We start from the raw sequence: 20079 nt of genomic DNA, 5'->3' as shown, positions 1-20079 counted from the left end.
ACGGCTCATCATCCCTCCACAAAGGAACGACTCATAATATAAAATTCTTCTTGGCTTGGAAGGTGCTTCTTTTCCATAGGCTCCAATGCAGCATCATAGCGTTCCGCATCTTCCTCACTGATTGCCATAACAGGACTATCCTGATAGACCCATTTATGACCATCCAGTGCATGAGGACGCAGTTCTTTGACCATCATCGCAGCAGGGTATTTCCCACTTTCGATACAGACATTATATTTTTTGCAGCTTTTGAATCCACGGCTGACATAGTTGACAGGACTTCCAAAGATAACAATCGTATCATATCCTAACTGTATGGCTGATTGGAATGAATGCTCCATAAGCATTTTTCCATACCCCATTCTCTGATAACCTGGATGGATACTAACTGGACCAAATGTTAAAATTTCTTTTTCAGTTCCATTTTCATCGATCAATTTTGCTTTTGTATAAATGATATTGCCGATCACCTGTCCGGCCAGTTCCAATACAAAATCCAGTTCCGGAATAAAATCCTCATGTTCCCGCATGATGTGGACCAAATAGTGTTCCACACACCCCGGCACATAAAGATTATAGAAGGCTTGTCTTGTGATTTTCTCTACAGTTTCCCAATCTTCTTTCTTTTCATTTCTAATAACAATATTTTCTTCCATAAAGCAGTACCTCCTTTTACACTCTGATTGGCATTTTTTTAATCAGCTTTGAAATTTCTTTTTCCCGTCTTCCCTTTGCAATCATGTAGCTCTCTTTATCTTCCATATAATCATTTTCAGCCTTTAACTTCCGATAAGATTGCCAGCGGTCCATGTCCAATTTTCCCATTTCCAGTGCTTTCTGAATAGCACATCCGGGCTCGTTTGTGTGAGTACAGTTGCGGAATTTACACTGAGAAGCAAGCTCCTCAATGTCCCTAAAGGTTCTCTCAATTCCGTCATCATTGTCCCACATTCCCAATTCACGCATGCCCGGGGTATCGATTACCATGCCGCCAGAGGGGAGGAGGAACAATTCTCTGCGAGTCGTGGTGTGCCTGCCCTTATCGTCATTGCGAAGCCCATTTGTTTTCAGCCGTTCTTTCCCCAATAGACGATTGATCAGGGTGGATTTCCCCACGCCGGAAGAGCCGATAAAAGCAATCGTTTTTCCCTCCGAAATCAATGGAAGAAGTTCCTTGTATCCATTTTCTTCTGTTGAAGTCGTGACCAGAACATCTATTCCAAAAGCAACCGAAGATACTTCTGAAAGTTTGTTTTCCAAATCATCACATAGATCCGATTTTGTCAGGATAATGACCGGCATGGCGCCGCTGTCCCACGCGATCGAAATATATCGTTCCAACCGTCTCAGATTAAAATCATGGTTCAATGCCATGCACAGAAATACAGTGTCAATGTTCGCAGCAACGATCTGCTCCTGTTGTGGTTCCCCGGCTGCTTTTCGGACAAAAGCGCCTTTTCGGGGCAGAACCGATTCAATGATGGCGCTGCTGCCGGATCTGTTCCAATTTACCAGTACAAAGTCTCCAACAGCCGGATAGTCGGAAGAAACTGCAGCTTGAAATCGGAACTTTCCTGACACCTCTGCCAACTTTTCTCCTTTGTCCGTTATAATTCGATAAAACCCTTTCTCCTGTGAAAGAACGCGAGCTGGTTCTAAATGATTCTCTTGCGAAATTTGACTTAAAAATACTTCGGAAAATCCATATTTTTTTATGAGAACGAAATGCTCCACTATAATTTCCTTTCTTCTTTCAGTTTTTGGGAAAAATGTCTTTGAAGAAAATCGTCAATATAACACTCATAGCTTTTGGCGATTTCCTCTTTTGTTTCTTTACGCTCTACTCCATCGGACATGCTGAGCAACAAATAAAAGGGAGAATAAAACTCGATCGCCAACGCATGAGGGGAGGGAAGCTGTTTCTTTTGTCTCTTTGACATTTCACAAAGCAAACGCTCAGTATACTCCAATGGTCCGCTGACAAGAACTTTTTGATATAAAGCGCTCATTTCTGAAGACTTGTATTGTTCAAGCGTCAGCATTTTACGAAAGTTGCAAGCAATTTCATCTTCGCTCCAGTAGTGGAATTGCGCTTTCATATAATCGCCTAAACTTTTTGGCAGTACATGAGAAAAAGCTTCCGGCATATCTGAGTAGTCCTGTTCCGGAACGCCGCTTTTTCGAGAACGCTCCACGTCCAACTGACAGACATATTCAAAGATACAATTAAAAATGTCTCTCTTGTTTTTGTAGTGCTTATATAAGGCGCCCTTCGTTATGCCTAATTCTCCAGCGATCCGGCTGACAGATACCGCCTCATATCCATAAACGGCAAAGAGCCGTAAGGCAGTCACCAATATTTTCTCCTTCGTATTCATTACCATGACCCTCCCAATAAGTAAACGTCTGTTCACTTAAGCAGTATAGTGAACAGACGTTTACTTGTCAAGGGGATATCAGTATATTCCCGCAATAGGCTGCCTTGATGAAAAATTTACACCGTATTTGATATACTCCCTCCTGTTCCATCAGAACAAGGAGGTTTTATGGATGAAATTTTGGACGAAGAAACGGGCGGCGGCTCTGGGGCTGGCCGCACTGCTAACCCTCTCCCTGGCTGCCTGCGGCGAAAAGGCGCCCAGCCTGGAGGAAGTGGAGCAGGCCATCGAGGCCGGGACACTCACCGTAGAGGACGCTCAGGACAAGGGCTGGGTGGACCAGGCGTGGGTGGATGACTATTGGGAAGCGCGCACGGTACCCGCCGTGGATAAAATCGAGATCAACCGGGTGGGAGAGTTTACTACAACGACCCTGTCCGGTGAGCCCTTTACTCAGGAGGATCTGGGGCATGTGCTCCTGTTTGCCTTTGTAGATCCGGCCAGTGAGGATGCAGGCGCATTTTATGACGCAATGACGGCGGCGTGGGACGGTGTGCAGGAGGCGGGAGCCGGGATGGTGCTCTGCCTCAAGGGTGAGGATGAGCGCGGACAGTTTGCCGACGCCCCCTTCCCGGTGATCCTCTATAACGACTCTCTCAAGGAGGCGCTGGGGAACAACAGCGGCATGGTGGAGGACAAGGATGTGCCAAACACGGCCTCCTGGTATGTGAACGGTTCCTTCCTGTCCGCCTGGGCACTGGTGCTGGATGCCGAAGAACTGCCCGAGGACGCGGCGGCCTTTGCCAAGGTCAGCGGGCAGGCCGACAGCGCAAACTCCGATCCGGACAGCAGCGGAGCATCTGCCATGAGCCCTATGGGTTGAGCCGGCATGAGAAAGATGACCATGCTCTGCCTGCTGGCGGCCCTGCTGATGATGGGCCTCGGTCTGTGGCGGGGCGAGGGGGGAACCGTCCTCTCCAAGGGGATCAATCTGTGCATGGAGTGTGTGGGCATTGGCTAAGAACAGACATCGCTGGAAGATCCAGCTGGGAGCGACGCTGGCCACCAACCCCTTCTTTCTGAACTTCTTTCAGGGGAATATCTCTCGTGGAAAGCTGAAGGGGGTCTGCGTCCCTGGACTGAACTGCTACTCCTGTCCGGCTGCGGCGGCCTCCTGTCCCATCGGGGCGGTCCAGGCCGTGATCGGCTCCTCCAAATTCCATTTTGCCTACTATGTAGTGGGTTTTCTGCTGTTCATCGGCGTCCTGCTGGGCCGGGTGGTATGCGGCTTTCTATGTCCCTTCGGCTGGTTTCAGGAGCTGCTCCACAAGATCCCTGCAAAAAAATTCAGCACAAAGCGGTTCCATATCCTTACCTATTTGAAATATGTGATCCTGGTCCTCTTTGTCATTGTCCTGCCTATGACGGTGGTGAACGAGGTGGGAATGGGGGACCCCTTTTTCTGCAAATACCTCTGTCCCGCCGGGATCTTGGAGGGCGGAATCCCTCTGTCCCTGGCCGACACCGGCATCCGGGCCAGTCTGGGCTGGCTCTTCACCTGGAAGAGCTGTATCCTGCTGGGCGTCGTGGTGCTGTCGGTGTTCTTCTACCGGCCCTTCTGTAAATGGCTGTGCCCTCTGGGGGCCTTTTACGGCCTGTGCAACAAGGTCTCGGTCTATCGGCTGGAGGTAGATCAAAGCAAATGTACCTCCTGCGGTGCGTGCAGCCGGGTGTGTCAGATGGATGTGGACGTATTCCGCACACCCAACCACGCCGAGTGCATCCGCTGCGGGGACTGCGTGGCCGCCTGCCCCCATCAGGCCATCACCAAGACCTTTTCTCTGAAAAAACAAACGAACAAGAAGGAGACTATATAATGAAAAAAGGATCTTCTCTGCTGTTGGCATCGGTCCTGCTGCTGGCTGCGCTGGCCGGCTGTTCCACCGGGGAGGACAGCTCCCTGGTATCCAAAACGCCCTTCCCGGAGTTCTCAGAGGCGGACACCGAAGGGAACCCGGTGAGCAGCGACATCTTCGCAGACTACGACGCCACCATCGTCAACTTCTGGAACAACGGCTGCGGCACCTGCATTGAGGAGATGCCGGAGCTGGAGGAGCTGTATCACCAGCTTCAGGAGCGGAACATCAATCTCATCGGCGTAGGCACCGACTCCGGCGAGGGAGAGGAGCAGCTGGAGACCGCCCAAAACATTCTAAAGGAGAAGGGCGTCACCTATGTGAACATCTCCCCGGACCCGGAAGGCGAGTTCTACAAGGACTTTGTCTCTGAGATCTTCAGCTATCCCACCACCTACATCGTGGACGGTGAGGGCAATATCATCGGCGCCCCTATTGTCGGAAATGTGAAAAAACAGATCGACACGGTGAACGATCGGCTGGCACTGAGCACAGCCTCAGATGAATAAAAAAGGCCGAAGGGCAAGCCATTACGGCTGGTCCTTCGGCCTTTACCTTGTCAACAGGATAGGATCGAGGGAATCGATCCGGTCAACTTTCCAGCGCCGTCGCGATGATGATCCTGATCTGTCTGCCTGCACTGCTGCTGGAATTGTTGTACCAGCCGGTCAGCGTATAGTCCTCCGCATTGACAGCGGAAAGGGCAGTCAGGTAGTAAGAACCGTTTTTACGCAGGTAGACCTGCACATCATCCGCAATGGCGTACCTCTGATTAGAGGCCATAGCCCAGCTTCCGGACAGCTCCGTCAGCTTTACGGACTTCATTCGCTGCATGGTCTGGATGCTGCCGTCGGACTTATAGGCGATGGCTATGCCGCCGGTCTCCACAGGATACTTAACGGAAGCAGAACGCAGGGTCTGTTCAGTGCCGTCTACCAAATAGGTGTAGGTGACATTGATGGACATCTCCTGGGACTGATCCTCCAGATTGGTCAGATAGGCGTAGGTCCAGAGGTCTCCAGTTACATCATCCAGAATAAGATACTCGATCCTGCCTTCCTCGTTCAGTCCGTAATAACGGATGTCGTCACTGTCCAGGCTCATCCCGGACAGACGGGAGGCATCCACGGCAGCAGCAGTACCTTCGCTGCTGGTATCCAGGATCTCAACATTGTCCGCAAAGGAAAGATCGCCGAGCTTTGTAGCAGTGCTGTTCACCTTACCGCTGGTATGCTTTTCTGTCAGTGTTTTTATGGTCACGCTGCCCTCGCTGACATTGACAGAGACCAGACGGCCGGCCTTATAGTCCATGGCTTTGTCCACCGCAAAGGTTTTTGCCGTGCCATCTGTGCAGAGCACGGTAACATTGGTCTGAACTGCGGCATTTCCGTCCTCGGCGACCACTTTTTCAGAGGATTCCACCATCCCATAGTACACCGCTTCCACGCTGGTCCCAGTGAGCACATCCACCACGGAACCGTCCATCCCCAGCAGCAGCGTCACGATGGTGCCGGCTTTGCCTCCGCCCAGCGCAGACAGCTTATAAGTGGCGGCAGAGCTGCCAATTTCATAGGCAGCGCCGGCTACCGTGACGGAAGTAGGAGACGTGGCGCTGGGAGACAGCTCCGTGATCTTGCCGGAGACCCGGTCGGTGTAGATCCACAGCGTGCTGCTGCCCTGATCATAATAGTAGACATCGTACTGATTCAGCGCGGCGGAGGAGGAGACTTCCCCGTTTCGATAGACCGTCGTTGGCTGGAAAGGGAGGGAGACGGAGCCGTTCTCAGCCACATAGGGGCCGCTGAGGTTTTCCAGCGTCAGGGCGGTATAGTCCACCTCTCCGTTGGTCACTGTATAACCCAGAGTCTCGGCATAGATCTGACCGCCGCTGGTTTTAGCTGTCATCAAATTGGAGAAAAGTGCAGCGCAGTCCCGCCGGGCCATAGTGCCGCCCTGCTTCAGGCTGATCCCGTCCCGCAGGCCCAGTGCTGCGGCCTTACTCAACTGAGCGCTTGGGAACGAGCCGGCCAGAGCAGAGGTGTCGTAGCCCAGCAGCTTCAGCACCGCGGCGCACGCCTCCTCCAGCTTTACTGTTTCATCCGGCCGGAAGGTCCCGTCGGTATAGCCGGTCATCCAGCCCTCTGACACGGCGCAGCGGATATACTCCGAGGCCCAGTAGCTGCTTTTCACATCCCTGAACAGGGAATATCCGCTGCCCTCGCTGCTGACGCTATCCTTATAGGAGGAGGCTGCCACCAGCATTTTGGAAAACTCCGCCCGGGTAACAGGGCTTTCCAGATCTGTGCCGTCCAAAATACCCAAAGCCTGGACCATCTGGACTGCGCTGTCTCCGCCGACTGCGGAGGCCGGGGACACCAATAGCGAGCAGAGCGTGCACACAGCCAGAATGAGAGAGAGAACTTTTGATTTCATATAACAGATACCTCCTATCAGTCATACCGCAGGGCTTCGATGGGATCGAGGCGGGCGGCTCTTTTTGCGGGCAGATAGCCAAACAGGATGCCGATGCCGGCGGAGATCCCAAAGGCTGCCAAGACCGCCGTGGCCGAGGGAGAGACGGTAATGGCCGTCTCCATCAGCCGTTTGATGACCTGTGTAGCAACCGCCGACATGAGATAGCCAAGGATGATGCCCAGCCCTCCGCCAAGGGCGGAGGTGGTGGCGGCTTCGATCACAAACTGCCGCAGGATGATGCCCTCCCTGGCCCCCAGGGCCTTGCGGATACCGATCTCCCGGGTGCGCTCTGTGACAGAGACCAGCATGATGTTCATAATGCCAATGCCGCCCACCAGCAGAGAGATGCCGGCGATGGCCGCCAGGATGGCGATGACCATATTGACCATGCTGGTCATGGTGTCCAGCATCTCCGCCATGCTGACCACGGTATAGGCGTCTTCATCCTGAAAAATTTTGTAGAGAGCGGTTTCGATGGCCTCTTTCCCCAGGGTGGCGTATTCCTCATCGGTCACGGTCACAGTATAGCTGCTGATGGTGCCGGTAAAGAACAGGCGGGCTGCGGTGGAGTAGGGGACATAGACGCAGTCGTCCGTGCCCCCCTCCTCCATCTGCTCCGCCTCCTGAGCCATAACGCCCACGATGGAAAAGGTGGTGCCGCCTACCTTCAGACTCTGGCCCACGGCATTCCCGCCAAAGCAGGTCTGGGCCACATAACTGCCCACCACGCACACCTTTTTCCGGTTGACGATGTCCATATACTCGATGCCCCGGCCCTGAGCTACCTCGTAGCCCTTCATATCAAACCACGTCTCCCCGACACCGGATACGGAGGTGGAGCTGTAAGTGGTGCTGCCGATCTTTACACTGCCTGTCATGGACACAGTAGGCGAAATCTGGTCCAGATAGCCGGCGTTGTCCTCCACGATCTGATACATCTGCTCCTCGGACACGGTGCGGGAGGTCCCACGGCCCATGATGGACACCGTCAGGGTGTTGGTCCCCATCTCCGCGAAGCTGTCCTCCATATATCCGGCCATACCGTTGCCCAGGCCCACGATGACGATGACGGCGCACACGCCGATGATGATGCCCAGCATGGTGAGAAAGGTCCGCATTTTGCTGCCGGAGATATTTTTGACAGCAAGCGTAAAAGTCTCCCAGAGGCTCATGACGACACACCTCCCCTTAGGCCGGGGGTCACCACGGCCTCCGGCGCGCGGGCGTCCCCATCATAGACTACATGGCCGTCCTCCAAGCGGATGATCCGCTGGGCCTGGACCGCAATGGAGTTGTCATGGGTGATAAGTACCACCGTGTTGCCCTGACGGTGCAGGTCCTGGAGCATCCCCAGCACCTCCCGGCTGGTGTGAGAGTCCAGGGCACCGGTGGGCTCGTCGGCCAGGATGACGGCGGGACGGCCGGCCAGGGCCCGGGCGATGGACACCCGCTGCTGCTGACCGCCGGAGAGCTGATTGGGCAGGTGGTGGAGCTTGTCGCCCAGGCCTACCTGCTCCAGTACCTCTCGGGCCCGCTGCCGGCGCTCCGCCTTGGGGACGCCGGCATACATCAGCGGTACCTCCACATTTTCCAGCAGGTCCAGCTTGGGCAGCAGGTTGTACTGCTGAAAGATGAACCCCAGCAGCTCGTTGCGGATCGCTGCCAACTGATTGGTATCCATCTGCCCTACGTCCCGTCCGTCCAGCAGATAAGTGCCGGAGGTGGGGACGTCCAGACAGCCGATGATGTTCATGCAGGTGGATTTTCCGGAGCCGGACTGGCCAACGATAGCCACAAATTCCCCCTTTTCGATGCGCATGGAGATGTGGTCCGCCGCCCGAACTGTGGTGTCCCCCATCTGATAGGTCTTGCAGACCTGACGAAATTCGATCAGCGCGCTCATCCCGGGAACCCCCCTCCGGGGCCGCCGCCGCTTGGCATTCCGGCGGGCATATCGCCGCCCATGGCGCCGGGCATCCCGCCCATCATCATGCTGCCGGACTCTGTGGAGCGGGTGACATACGCTACGGTGTCCCCCTCCTGCAAACCGCTGAGGATCTGGACATAGCTGTTGTCGCTGATGCCGGTCTCCACCTGCACATAGACGTAGCCCTCGGGCGACTCCTGCTCCACGGCGCTTTCCGCACTGGGAGAGTCCTGAGTGATGAGTACCAGAGAGGTGTTCCCGCTGCCCCTGGTGACGGCGCTGCTGGGGATGGCCAGGGTATCGGCGGCCTCCTCCAGCACGATCTCCGCGTCCACATTCATGCCCGGTAGCAGGCCGTCGGTCTCGTCGATACGGACGGTGACCGGGTAGGAGGTGATCCCGCCGGAGGTGGTGCCTGCCACCGAGACCTTGGTGACCACGCCGGTAAAGGTCTTGCCCTCCACCGCCTCCGCAGTGATCTGAACCGTTTGTCCCGCCTCCACCGTGGAGATGTCCAGCTCATCGATGTTCAGGGTCATCTCCAGATAGCTCAGGTCGTAGATGGTACACAGGGTCTTGCCGGATTCCACGGTATCGCCGGCCTTGTACTCCTTGTCGATGACGGTCCCGCTGATAGGGGATGTAATGGTGTAATTCTCCAGCTGCTTCTGTGTGTTCTCCATGGACAGCTCCGCATTTCTCAGGCTGTCTGCCGCGTTTTGGAGCTGATCTTCCAAATCATCACCGCCCAGAGTGATCAATACCTGTCCCTTGGAAACAGCGCTGCCTTCAGAGACGTGGACCGCGGCGACAGTCCCGCTGGCGCTGGCCGTGACCGTGCTCTCTGACTGGTAGGTAAAGGTCCCGTTTCCGGCGCTGCCCAGACCGTTGACGGAGGCTGTGGCTACCTGAACTGCACTGAGCCCGCCGGGATTTTGCACGGCGATGGTCACATCTCGGGTAATGGTGTTGCCGGTTCCGACGGCATTCCCGCCGGAGATCGACTGGACTGTACCGGTCAGCGTCTCAAAAGAGCCGTCCAGTGTCACCTGAGCGGTCTGCCCCACGTGGAAGGTAGCAGCGTCCTCAGCGGGGAAGGGGACGGTCAGTGTCATGGTGCTGTCGTTGCGGATGGTGGCGATGGTCTGCCCCTGACTGACCTCGTCCCCCTCTTTGACATCCAATGTGTACAACGTACCGGAGGAATTTGCCTTGACTGTCTGGTTTTCCGCCGTGCTCTCATAGCTGCGCTGGGCCTGAGACAGGGAGATCTGCGCCTTTTCGATGTTGGCGGCGGCGTCCTCGCTGTCGATCTCATAGAGCACGCTGTCCTGTTCCACCATATCGCCCTCCTCAAAGTCCGCAGAGAGGACCTCGCCTTCGATCAGGGTGGTCACAGTATAGGAATTGGCGGGCTGGAGGGTACCGCTGCCGGTAAGAGAGTTGGTAATGGTCCGTGGGGCGACCTTTTCCTCTGTGTAGGTGATTGCCGCCGCTGAAGGCCCTTTGCTCAGCAGGAATTTTCCGGCGAAGGCCAGGATCAGAAGGAGAGCCACAATGAGGAGCGACCACCGCTTCCCGTGCTTGGGGCGAGGGAGACGGTGTGTTCGCTTTTTCGTTTGCTCTCCCTGCACTTGGTCGTCGGACTTTGGTTTCACTAAGGTCATATGCGAGAAACTCCTTTCGTGCCGCACTTAAGTTCTGGAGTGATACGGCAGATGATATCTGATGATAACACCGTTTGCTGAATAGAAACTGAAAATACGCGGGAAAGTGCTGCGGATCTTTCTGCTTTTTCAGCTTCGATTCAGTATTTTTGTGTAGTATAATATCAAAAAGGAATACCGCATCCCATCGGAGGCTGTTATGAAAGTACTAATAATTGAGGATGAAAAACTGCTGGCAGACTCCATCCAGTCGGTTTTAGAGCGCAAGGGCTTTGAGGTGGAGTGCGTCTACGACGGTGAGACCGGGGCTGAGTATGCGGAGCTGGGGATTTACGACCTGCTGATCCTGGATGTGATGATGCCAAAAATGAACGGCTGTCAGGTGGCCCGGGAGGTGCGGGCCAAGCGCTGCGGCACCCCTATCCTGATGCTCACCGCCCGCTCAGAATTGGAAGACCGCATCGAGGGGCTCAATGCCGGGGCTGACTATTATCTGACCAAGCCCTTCGATATCCGGGAGCTGCTGGCCTGCATCAATGCCCTGCTCCGACGGCAGGGGCCCCAGGTGGATCAGGTGACCCTGGGAAATACCGCTCTGGATCTGGGAGCCTGCACCCTGATCTGCGGAGAAAAGCGGGTCCAGCTCTCTGCCCGAGAATTTGACGTGATGCGCATTCTCCTGCGCTCCCAGAGCACCATCCTCTCAAAGGAAGTGATCCTGGCCCGGGTGTGGGGATATGACTCCGATGCGGTGGAGAATCATGTGGAGGTCTATGTGGGCTTTCTCCGAAAAAAGCTGCACAGCATCGGTTCCAATATCCGCATCGAGGCAGTCCGGCGGCTGGGCTATCGTCTGGAGGTGGATGAGGAATGCTGAAACGTCTGCGCCTTCAATTTGTCGCGGTCATCATGGTGATCGTCACCATCATGTTGTGTACGGTCTTTGGAATGCTCTATTTTTTTACACGGAGCAGCCTGGAGCAGGAAAGCTTTGCCATGATGCGCGCCGTTCCGGTAGGTATCATGGCCCCTGATCGTCCGCTTGCCCCCTTTGCACGCCCGGGTGAACAACCGGAGCAGGTCCGTCTGCCCTTTTTTGTGGTGCAGGAGGCGGAGGACGGAACACTGACTGCTGCCGGTGTGGGATATTATGACCTGTCTCCTGGAGAAGCCTTTGACCAAACTTTTTTGCAGGAACTGATCCAGGAGGTGGAGCGGGTGAACCGCCCATCCGGGGAGTTGAAGCAGTATCATCTGCGTTTTCTGCGAGTAGACGCTCCGTTTGGACAGAGTGTGATTTTTGCAGATACCACCAGTGAGCAGTCCACCTTAAACAATCTGGTCAAGAACTGCATCCTCATCGGCGTGCTCTGCTTTTTTGCTTTTCTGGGGATCAGCATCAAACTGGCCGCCTGGACAGTGAAACCGGTGGAGTGGGCTTGGCAGCAGCAGCGCCAGTTTGTCTCCGACGCCTCCCACGAGCTGAAGACGCCCCTTACCGTCATCATGACCAATGCGGAGCTGCTGCAAAGCGAAGAAAATGACCGGGACAGCCAGGTGCGGTTTTCTGCCAACATTCTCACCATGTCCCGGCAGATGCGGGCCCTGGTGGAGCAAATGCTGGAGCTGGCCCGGGCGGACAGCGGCCAGGGAAAGGCGGACCTGAGGCCGGTGGATCTGAGCACTTTGGCAGCGGACGCTCTGCTGCCTTTCGATCCGGTGTTTTTCGAGCAGGGGTTGATGCTGTCAAGCCAACTCGCCGAGGGGATCAACGTCAACGGGGATGCCGGCCGGCTCAAAGAGGTGCTGGATATCCTGCTGGACAATGCCCGGAAATATACCGAGCCGCCAGGGACTGTGAACGTCCGTCTGGAGCGATGGGGGCACCACCGCTGCCGGCTGACTGTAAGCAATCCCGGCCCGCCTCTCTCGGCGGCGGAGCAGAAGGATATTTTCAAGCGCTTCTATCGGACAGATCCAGCCCGGAGCCGGGACGGCAGCTTCGGTCTGGGCCTCTCCATCGCCCAGCGCATCACAGAGGAGCACCACGGGCGCATCTGGGTGGAGAGCAGCGGTGGATACAATCGCTTCACCGTGGAACTTCCGGCCCGGTGACCAGAGAATCAAAAAAGTTTGTTGGGAACGGAGTAGCTACGGTTCGACTTTTTGCTGCTTCAGTGTAGCGCAATGCTCTATGGTATCCAGGGCCTGTCGGCTGGTTTCTTTGTCTCAGCGTCACGTTTCCTGCATGTGGCCGGCGTCCTCTTGGTGCTGCTTCCTTCGGTACTTGACCACGGAACGAGCGACAGACAAGAAACGGGGCTCCGGCGGTGGTGTTCTGCCGGAGCCCCGTTCAGGTAGCATAAAAGACAACCACCGGCTATGACGGCGGTCAAAAATAGCTTATAGAAGAGTAAAGTAAAGATTAAACTATGACTGATTCTATAAAATATTCCCGGTGTTTTTAGCTCGGGTAAACCCAGCTACCATAGACAAGACGGGTATGCATCCAGAAGACAAGAGCGGTGCTGATTAGAAACCAGGCGTCAAACACCACGCTGTCAACCCAAAGAATCAGTTCTACAGACATCGATCCTCTCTCCTTTGTGAGTGCAGATTCAGCAGTTTTTTCTCATGGTCGTTCTATACTGTAGAGAAAAAGAAGAGGGCGCCGGATAAGACCCGGCGCCCTTGCTATGTCTACATTATAAAAGTCGGCCATTCAAGAGCCAATCTGCAAAAATTCTGCATTTTTTGACAATATAATCAAAATTTTCTAATAACTCATATAGGTGGTCAACACCTTTCGTATTGCCAACATTGTTGTGGTAATATCGAAATAATGAAACTCACCTAAAGGCACTCATCGTCCGTAGCGATGGTAACATAATCGAAAAATACCCGGTCATCTACCCCTGCCTCCATCAAAACAGTTCTGCGCTCTTGCCGCCTCCTCATCAAAAATCACTTCCTGATACAGTACCTGACGAGAGTATTCTAACATAAAAGCGAAAATAGCAGAAGTACTGAGCTCTACTGCCCTTGGACAGCTGAATACCTGCTGCCGGAGTGCATACAACGTAAGGGAATCATCGTTATGACCCGCAGAGGAACGTACTGACTGGGATGATGCCATAGAAGGCCCGGCGCAGGAAGGCAAATAATATGCAGCAAGTCATTTTATGAGAGAAAGTAAATTTGTTATCAGTTTTCTCAGAAATAGAGTTCAAATCTATCCCCAACAATTAGTTGCAAAGAGCGGTGGCACGGTGCTCCCGATGCATCGTAGGATACGCACGCGATAGAAATGAGCGGATATCCTTTGGAAAGAGAGAGGTACTTTGCCTGCTCATAGGTAGCATAGACCTGCTTCAAGGTTTTTGTTCCTGTCCCGGTAAAACGAATGTGGTACTTTTCGGCCAGGACCATAATCAGGGATGTGTCATTTAAATCCTCTTCAATAAGAAAAGAGAACCGTTCCGGGAAGCGGGAAAATTCGATAGCGACCGGCTTATCGTTTGCATATCGAATTCTCTCCAGTACTACAACTTTTGAGCCTGCTTCGATACCCAGTTCCTTTACATCTGAGTCAGTGGCGTCTTCAATGACTGACTTGATTGTACGTGCCCCTGGGACTAGACCTGCAAACTGACAGATCTGTGTGAAGCTTGAGTTTTCCGAAATGTTTCTGCGGAGAGAATGATCTGCTACAAAAGTGCCTCGTCCGCGATGACGAATCAGCAGGCCATCCTGTTCAAGCTCTTTCAATGCTTTCCGGATGGTAACTCTGCTGACGGAAAAGATATCCGCAAGAGCACTTTCTGTTGGTATCTGCTGCCCGCAGGTATAAACTCCGGATTTTATCTGCGCCAGAAGTGTATCTTTGATTTGCAGATACAGGGGGCCTGACATTGTAGTTGTTTGCATAAGCTTCCTTCCATTTACACTTTTGTTGCTTATTTGTATTATATATGAAAGAGATGAAAAAGTAAATACCCTTATGAAAAAGTATTATTTATATTTTTTGATTTTTCAAAAAGCTATTAATAATATGTAAAGAACGACAATATAAACTAAAATTGAACAAATATAGACGATGAAAAATGTAAAAAACAACAAAGATACAAATTTTTATAAGGGGGGACCTGTATTGACATCCCAAAGAGAAAGGTATATTGTATTAAATACAAACAAGACAAATTGCGTGGGAAATCCACAAAACGAAAAGTGAAGGTGAAATATATGTGGACTGAAGACCTGTTTCGAGTGAAGCAGCCTGTAATCGCGCTGCTTCATCTGCGTGCCCTGCCAGGAGATCCGTTGTTTGACAAAGAAGGTGGACTCCAGAATGTGATCGACATTGCCAGAAGGGAGTTGCATGCGCTCCAAGACGGCGGGGTGGATGGTATCCTGTTTGCCAATGAGTTCAGCCTTCCTTATCAGCGCAAAGTCGATTATGTCACGGTTGCCTCTATGGCTCGTGTGATTGGCGAACTGCGCAGTGAGATCGCAGTTCCTTACGGTGTGAATATCGCGTCCAATCCCATGGCGGCTATTGATCTGGCCGTGGCTACCAATGCGCAGTTTGTTCGCGCAGCATTTACCGGTGCCTACTTGAGTGAAGCGGGTATCATAAACACGGATGTAGCTCAGGCGGTCCGCCGTCGCCTTTATTTGAACCATACAGATATTAAGATGCTGTTCAAGGTAAACCCGGAGTCGGATGTTTACCTTGCAGAACGCAGCCTCCAGAAGATCACTAAGTCCATCCTTTTCCACTGTTTTCCTGATGGACTCTGCGTATCTGGTGTCAGTGCCGGTTCTGAGACAGACGATGATATCCTGAAGGATGTCAAGGCGGTTGCTGACAGTGTCCCTGTTTTTTGCAATACTGGCTGTACTGCACAGAATGTGGCACAGAAGCTCAGCGTTGTGGATGGAGTCTGTGTGGGCACAGCATTTAAGAAAGACGGAAAATTTGAAAATCAGGTGGAACTGCAGCGTGTCGTCGAATTCATGGATGCTGTGCGTGCATACCGCGCTACAAAATAAAGGAATTTGTCATGAGTACTGGAAATGCTCCTTATTACATGGGAATCGATGTGGGGACATCAGAGACAAAAGGGCTTCTGATCGACCGGAACTGCAGAATCGTCCTCCAGAGCTCCATAAAGCATAGTATGGAACACCCCAAGCCCGGTCAATATGAGCATGACGCAGAACGTGTCTGGTGGCATGACCTCTGCATTGTTGCTAACACCCTGATTCGAGACTCTGGAGTGGAGGCAAAAGAGATCGCAGCGCTTGGGATCAGTACACTCGGGTCTGATTGTCTGCCGGTAGATGAAACCTGTAAGCCCCTTCGGAAAGCCATCCTTTACGGCATTGATTCCCGTGCACAGGAGGAAATTGAATGGCTAACAAACTACTATGGCACAGAAGAGGTGAATCGCCTGTTCGGACGGCCCATTTGCACCGGCGACGTAGCGGCAAAAATTTTATGGATCAAACATCACGAGCCTGAGATTTATAAGCGCACCTATAAATTCCTGACCGGCTCATCCTATCTTGTTGCGAGACTGACCGGAAAATATGTGATAGACCAATTTCTAAGCCAAGCCTCGTTTCGCCCTTTGTATCGAAAGGATGGCAGCATTTGTGAGGAGGAGTGCCAGCTTTATTGCAGTCCGGAGCAGCTGGCGCAGACTATGCCGGCCAGCGACATAGCTGGTTTTGTGACCAAAGAAGCGTCCTTGGCCACAGGACTTGCAGAGGGCACTCCCGTGATTACCGGGACGGGGGATTCTTCTGCAGAAGCGATCAGTACCGGCGTGCTTGCGCCGGGGGACATGATGATTCAGTTTGGCTCGACCCTGTTTCTTTACTACTGTAGCGCAAAACCTGTTCAGGATGAACGCATGCGCGGCAATAACTTTCTGATTCCAGGTACATACAGCCTGGCCGGCGGCACCAATACCTGCGGTGCCATGACGCAGTGGTATCGGGACATCCTGTTTTCGGACTATCTGCAGGAAGAACAGCAGGGCGGGAAAAACGCATTTGCAAGGATGCCGGAGGGAATCGAAGAAATCGCCCCAGGAAGCGAGGGCCTGATTACACTGCCTTATTTTGCGGGTGAGAGAACTCCTATCAACGATCCCAAAGCCAGGGGAATGATTTTTGGGTTAACACTTTCTCATACAAGAAAACATTTGTATCGCTCGGCTTTGGAAAGCGTTGGTTATTCCGTACGTCAGCACCTGGAAGTGCTGAGAGACCACGATCTTCCGCTCAAGAAGCTTATGGCTGTCGGCGGCGGGACTAAGAGTGCCGTATGGATGCAGATCGTATCCGATATCATCGGATTGCCCATCAGCGTTTCGGAAGTGTCTGTGGGAGCTGCATTTGGAGACGCGCTGATGGCCGCACTTGGGACAGGCCGTTTCAACAGCTTCCGGCAGCTCAACGAAGTCATTACCACCGCCCGAATTTATCAGCCGGACCAAGAACGGCACCGTCAGTACGAGCGTTATTACAAACTCTATTGCGAACTTTATAACCAGACGAAAAATATGATGCACAGGATAGGAGAGGTGGAAAACGTGCCTTAAGGAGATACAACTTGGATAGGAGGTAATTTTATGGAAGGACAATATATTCCTGAAGGTGCACTGGGAAAGGTATGGCGTGTGCTTGACCGCTGCATTATGTTCACTACAGTCGTTGGTTCGCTGGCTTCTGTTATGTTCATCGGCGCCATGTTCCTAAATGTCATTATGCGTTACGTGTTTAGCAGCCCCATCTGGTGGTTCGATGAAATGATCATTGCACTGCTGGTGTGGTATTCAGCTCTCGGCACAGTTGTATGCTATTGGACTAATGAGCATGCAGTTATCCACTTCTTTTTAAAATTTATCAATCGTACCGGGAAGCTCTTTTTCATGTTCATCCCGCACGTGGTTGTGGCAATCACGTCACTGGTTTTCGTTTCTGGGGGAATCACACTTTTTGGCCTCCAAGTGACCAAGCTGCCCCAGGGAGGTCTTCCGTTCACCAAAGCCTATTACTATGCGCTTCCCATGATCGTCATGGGGGCAATGATGACAATCTGTGCAGTATATCGTATCGTCGAGTACATTTTAACGCCAAAACATGTGTTTTTGGATCGCTTCCAAAAACTTCAGGACGAAGGAGTGATGATCGTTGAGTGACTACATGGTTTGGATCTACTTCCTTATTTTCGTTGTTCTGATCCTTTTGGAAATGCCGATCGGAACGGCAATGCTGCTTTCAAGTCTGCTCTATGTTATTCAGAACGGCCAGAGCTTCGTCATGTTCGCCCAGAAGACGGCAACATCGTTTGCGAGCTACTCACTTTTGGCGGTTCCAGCTTTCGTTTTTGTGGGCTGTGCAATGAATGAGATCGGATTCAGTGACAGAATATTTGGTTTGGCCGAGAAAGCAATCGGACATATTCCAGGTGGTCTGGGCCACGCAAATGTTCTCGCAAGTATGATCTTCGCTGGCATGTCCGGTTCTGCTATGGCAGATGCAGGCGGCCTGGGTGCCATTGAGATCAAGGCAATGAACGAGGCTGGCTATGACAAGGGGTTTTCAGTAGCCATCACTGCGGCCTCATCTGGTATCGGTCCGATCATTCCTCCAAGCATCAACCTTGTGATTTGGGGCTTTCTTGCAAGTACGGGTACCGTAGAACTGTTTATGGCCGGTGTTCTTCCGGGTATTTTGATGGGCCTTTGCTTGATGGTCTATATCTATATCGCCGTCACGAAGTTCCATGTAAAAGCACCCATTACTCCTAAAGCTCCTTTTAAGGACTTCTTACATGCACTCTGGCGTGGCCTCCCTGCACTGGGGGCACCAGCCATTCTGCTGGGCGGCATCAGCACAGGCGTCTTCACATCTACTGAGACCGGTGCTGTGGCCTGTGCATATATCATTCTGCTTGGTTTCTGCTACAGGCGGTTAAATTTTGCGAAGATAATGAAGATCCTGAAGGAAACGATGTCCACCACAGCCCTGACTATGTGGCTGTGCGCTACCGGTTCTGTATTTAACTGGATGATAATTAACAGCGGGATTACCAAGACTCTGTCGGATCTTCTGTTGAGTCTTAACAATGAAATCATCGTTCTTCTGCTGCTGAATCTTCTGCTTTTGTTCCTTGGCTGCTTTATGGGTTCGCTGCCGGTTCTTATCATGATGGCCCCTGTTCTTTTAAATGTGGCCGACGCATTCAGCATGAGCTACATCACTATGGGCGTTATGGCAGTACTGAATTTGACCATAGGAGGCATTACACCGCCCATGGCGCCATCGCTGTTTGTCTCCGCAAAGGTGGCTGACCTTCCCTTCGAAAAGACATTGAAGCACATCTATCCCATGCTTGTTCCTCTTGTGGTCGCACTATTGATGGTGACCTTTATTAAGCCGCTTACCCTGTTCCTGCCTGGACTATTGCTCTGAACTTTGTAACGGAATTGGCCGTGTATGACGAATCAAAAATAAAATTTTAGGAGGAATCGATATGAAAAAGATGAAAAAAGCGCTGGCGCTATCCCTTGCACTGGTCATGTCTGCTACTCTGTTTGGCTGTGCCCCCAAGGAAAATCCCGCTGCCAATTCTCCCACAGCGTCTGATCCAGCCGCAAGTACTCAGTCTTCTCAGTCTGGAGAAGAGAGACAGGATCACGATGAGATTGTGATTAAACTGGGGGCATCCTCTGCTTCTACGGAACCAACTGGTATTGCTGGGCAGAAGTTTGCTGATCTGGTCAATGAGAGATTGGCTGGTCGGGTCAGGGTGGAGTACTATCCCGGCGAGCAGCTGGGTGCTGCAATGGAAGAGGTAGAGAATATGCAGGTGGATTTGCAGCAGGGCGCCATTTTCTCCTTTGATAATTACAGCAGCATCGCAAAAGACCTGAATATTATGAGTATGGCTTTTGCGTTTGACAGCATTGAGCACGTCTACGCCTTCCTGGACTCCGAGCTGGCTGATAACGCATTCCAGACATTGGAAGACAACGGTATCCATATTGTCTCATATAAGCTGCAAAAGAACCCTCGGGCCATCTTTGGAAAGAAGCCTTTAGCGACTGCGGCTGATCTGAGTGGTGTAAAGTTCCGTATTCCCAATATTGACATCTGGGAAAAGAACTTTACGACTCTGGGAGCAAAGCCCACCATCGTCGCTTGGTCCGATTACACCATGGCCATGATGCAGGGCGTGATTGATGCTGGTGAGTGCTCTTACGAATCTATTAAGGCATTGGACCTGCATAAGTATGCTCCCTATATTTCCTTGGTCGACTACGCCTATCCTCTGGAGAGCATCGCTATCAATATGACTACCTGGGAGAAACTGACCCCCGAAGAGCAGGAGATTATCACCCAGTGTGGTGACGAGGTCGCTCAGTGGTTCACCGCTTATGTTAAGGAGCAGTGGGAGGCAGATAAGCAGACTATTATAGACGAAGGTGGCCAATTTGTAGAGTTTGACAAGCAGACCTTTATCGATGCCATGGCGCCTTTGGCCCCCCAGCTGGAATCTGAAGGCTATTGGGCTACTTCGGGTCTGTACGATGCAGTTCAGGACCTTGAGTATTAATTATCAAAAGTAATCACCAGATGTACAGCTTGGGCACATAGTGCCCAAGCTGTACACAAAATAGAGCGTAAGGAGTGACGAATCT

Annotated in this window: 19 protein-coding genes; 11 read left to right on the top strand and 8 right to left on the bottom strand. The window is 52.4% G+C overall.

What is annotated here, in order from left to right; translation table 11 throughout:
- Positions 1–8: 8 nt before the first annotated feature.
- The 3 genes from BN1969_RS15230 to BN1969_RS15220 are packed head-to-tail and all read right to left on the bottom strand — an operon-like array spanning position 9 to position 2378.
- Positions 9–656: a GNAT family N-acetyltransferase gene (locus tag BN1969_RS15230; RefSeq protein ID WP_050625059.1), complete on the bottom strand. Its 648-nt coding sequence runs from the start codon at positions 654–656 to the stop codon at positions 9–11.
- Between the two features lie 16 nt (positions 657–672).
- A complete protein-coding gene (gene rsgA, locus BN1969_RS15225; protein WP_050625058.1) occupies positions 673–1734 on the bottom strand; it encodes a ribosome small subunit-dependent GTPase A in 1062 nt (353 codons plus the stop codon).
- Positions 1734–2378 (bottom strand): TetR/AcrR family transcriptional regulator, encoded by a 645-nt coding sequence (locus tag BN1969_RS15220; RefSeq protein WP_050625057.1) that lies wholly within the window; start codon positions 2376–2378, stop codon positions 1734–1736. The genes rsgA and BN1969_RS15220 overlap by 1 nt, the downstream gene beginning before the upstream one ends.
- A gap of 172 nt (positions 2379–2550) precedes the next feature.
- Between BN1969_RS15220 and BN1969_RS15215 the strand changes: the two genes are divergently transcribed.
- Genes BN1969_RS15215 through BN1969_RS15205 form a run of 4 tightly spaced genes read left to right on the top strand, consistent with a single transcriptional unit; the run spans position 2551 to position 4803 of the window.
- Entirely contained in the window at positions 2551–3261 is a 711-nt protein-coding gene (locus BN1969_RS15215; protein WP_050625056.1) for a hypothetical protein, read from the top strand.
- A 21-nt stretch (positions 3262–3282) separates the two neighbouring features.
- On the top strand, positions 3283–3399 hold the full coding sequence (locus BN1969_RS18935) for a CD1871A family CXXC motif-containing protein (RefSeq protein WP_413464665.1): 117 nt from the start codon (positions 3283–3285) through the stop codon (positions 3397–3399).
- On the top strand, positions 3392–4255 hold the full coding sequence (locus BN1969_RS15210; protein WP_082203623.1) for a 4Fe-4S binding protein: 864 nt from the start codon (positions 3392–3394) through the stop codon (positions 4253–4255). The genes BN1969_RS18935 and BN1969_RS15210 overlap by 8 nt, the downstream gene beginning before the upstream one ends.
- On the top strand, positions 4255–4803 hold the full coding sequence (locus BN1969_RS15205; RefSeq protein ID WP_050625054.1) for a TlpA family protein disulfide reductase: 549 nt from the start codon (positions 4255–4257) through the stop codon (positions 4801–4803). The genes BN1969_RS15210 and BN1969_RS15205 overlap by 1 nt, the downstream gene beginning before the upstream one ends.
- 82 nt (positions 4804–4885) lie before the next feature.
- Here BN1969_RS15205 and BN1969_RS15200 read toward each other — a convergent pair whose 3' ends face one another.
- Genes BN1969_RS15200 through BN1969_RS15185 form a run of 4 tightly spaced genes read right to left on the bottom strand, consistent with a single transcriptional unit; the run spans position 4886 to position 10363 of the window.
- A complete protein-coding gene (locus tag BN1969_RS15200; RefSeq protein ID WP_050625053.1) occupies positions 4886–6727 on the bottom strand; it encodes an S-layer homology domain-containing protein in 1842 nt (613 codons plus the stop codon).
- A gap of 17 nt (positions 6728–6744) precedes the next feature.
- Positions 6745–7941 (bottom strand): ABC transporter permease, encoded by a 1197-nt coding sequence (locus BN1969_RS15195; protein WP_050625052.1) that lies wholly within the window; start codon positions 7939–7941, stop codon positions 6745–6747.
- Positions 7938–8672: an ABC transporter ATP-binding protein gene (locus tag BN1969_RS15190; RefSeq protein WP_050625051.1), complete on the bottom strand. Its 735-nt coding sequence runs from the start codon at positions 8670–8672 to the stop codon at positions 7938–7940. Before BN1969_RS15190 ends, BN1969_RS15195 begins: the two co-directional genes overlap by 4 nt.
- Positions 8669–10363, bottom strand: a complete 1695-nt coding sequence (locus tag BN1969_RS15185) for an RND family efflux transporter (RefSeq protein WP_077138781.1) — start codon at positions 10361–10363, stop codon at positions 8669–8671. Before BN1969_RS15185 ends, BN1969_RS15190 begins: the two co-directional genes overlap by 4 nt.
- Positions 10364–10562: 199 nt before the next feature.
- On the opposite strand from BN1969_RS15185, the gene BN1969_RS15180 reads away from it, so the two are divergent.
- Positions 10563–11240 carry a response regulator transcription factor gene (locus tag BN1969_RS15180; RefSeq protein ID WP_050625049.1) on the top strand — a complete coding sequence of 226 codons (678 nt, stop codon included), beginning with the start codon at positions 10563–10565 and terminating at the stop codon, positions 11238–11240.
- Positions 11234–12478 (top strand): sensor histidine kinase, encoded by a 1245-nt coding sequence (locus BN1969_RS15175; protein WP_050625048.1) that lies wholly within the window; start codon positions 11234–11236, stop codon positions 12476–12478. Before BN1969_RS15180 ends, BN1969_RS15175 begins: the two co-directional genes overlap by 7 nt.
- Before the next feature lie 1098 nt (positions 12479–13576).
- On the opposite strand, the gene BN1969_RS15170 is transcribed toward BN1969_RS15175, so the two are convergent.
- On the bottom strand, positions 13577–14290 hold the full coding sequence (locus BN1969_RS15170) for a GntR family transcriptional regulator (RefSeq protein ID WP_050625047.1): 714 nt from the start codon (positions 14288–14290) through the stop codon (positions 13577–13579).
- Positions 14291–14605: 315 nt separating this feature from the next.
- On the opposite strand from BN1969_RS15170, the gene BN1969_RS15165 reads away from it, so the two are divergent.
- From BN1969_RS15165 to BN1969_RS15145, 5 genes are all read left to right on the top strand, one after another.
- Entirely contained in the window at positions 14606–15415 is an 810-nt protein-coding gene (locus BN1969_RS15165; RefSeq protein WP_050625046.1) for a BtpA/SgcQ family protein, read from the top strand.
- A gap of 11 nt (positions 15416–15426) precedes the next feature.
- Positions 15427–16974: an FGGY-family carbohydrate kinase gene (locus BN1969_RS15160; RefSeq protein ID WP_050625045.1), complete on the top strand. Its 1548-nt coding sequence runs from the start codon at positions 15427–15429 to the stop codon at positions 16972–16974.
- Positions 16975–17004: 30 nt separating this feature from the next.
- Positions 17005–17574 carry a TRAP transporter small permease gene (locus BN1969_RS15155; protein WP_050625044.1) on the top strand — a complete coding sequence of 190 codons (570 nt, stop codon included), beginning with the start codon at positions 17005–17007 and terminating at the stop codon, positions 17572–17574.
- On the top strand, positions 17567–18850 hold the full coding sequence (locus BN1969_RS15150) for a TRAP transporter large permease (RefSeq protein WP_050625043.1): 1284 nt from the start codon (positions 17567–17569) through the stop codon (positions 18848–18850). The genes BN1969_RS15155 and BN1969_RS15150 overlap by 8 nt, the downstream gene beginning before the upstream one ends.
- A 61-nt stretch (positions 18851–18911) precedes the next feature.
- Positions 18912–19994: a TRAP transporter substrate-binding protein gene (locus BN1969_RS15145; protein WP_050625042.1), complete on the top strand. Its 1083-nt coding sequence runs from the start codon at positions 18912–18914 to the stop codon at positions 19992–19994.
- Positions 19995–20079: the final 85 nt, after the last annotated feature.

The organism is Clostridium phoceensis (assembly GCF_001244495.1).
Taxonomy (GTDB): domain Bacteria; phylum Bacillota; class Clostridia; order Oscillospirales; family Oscillospiraceae; genus Lawsonibacter; species Lawsonibacter asaccharolyticus.
This window is presented reverse-complemented; position numbering and strand designations above follow the sequence as displayed.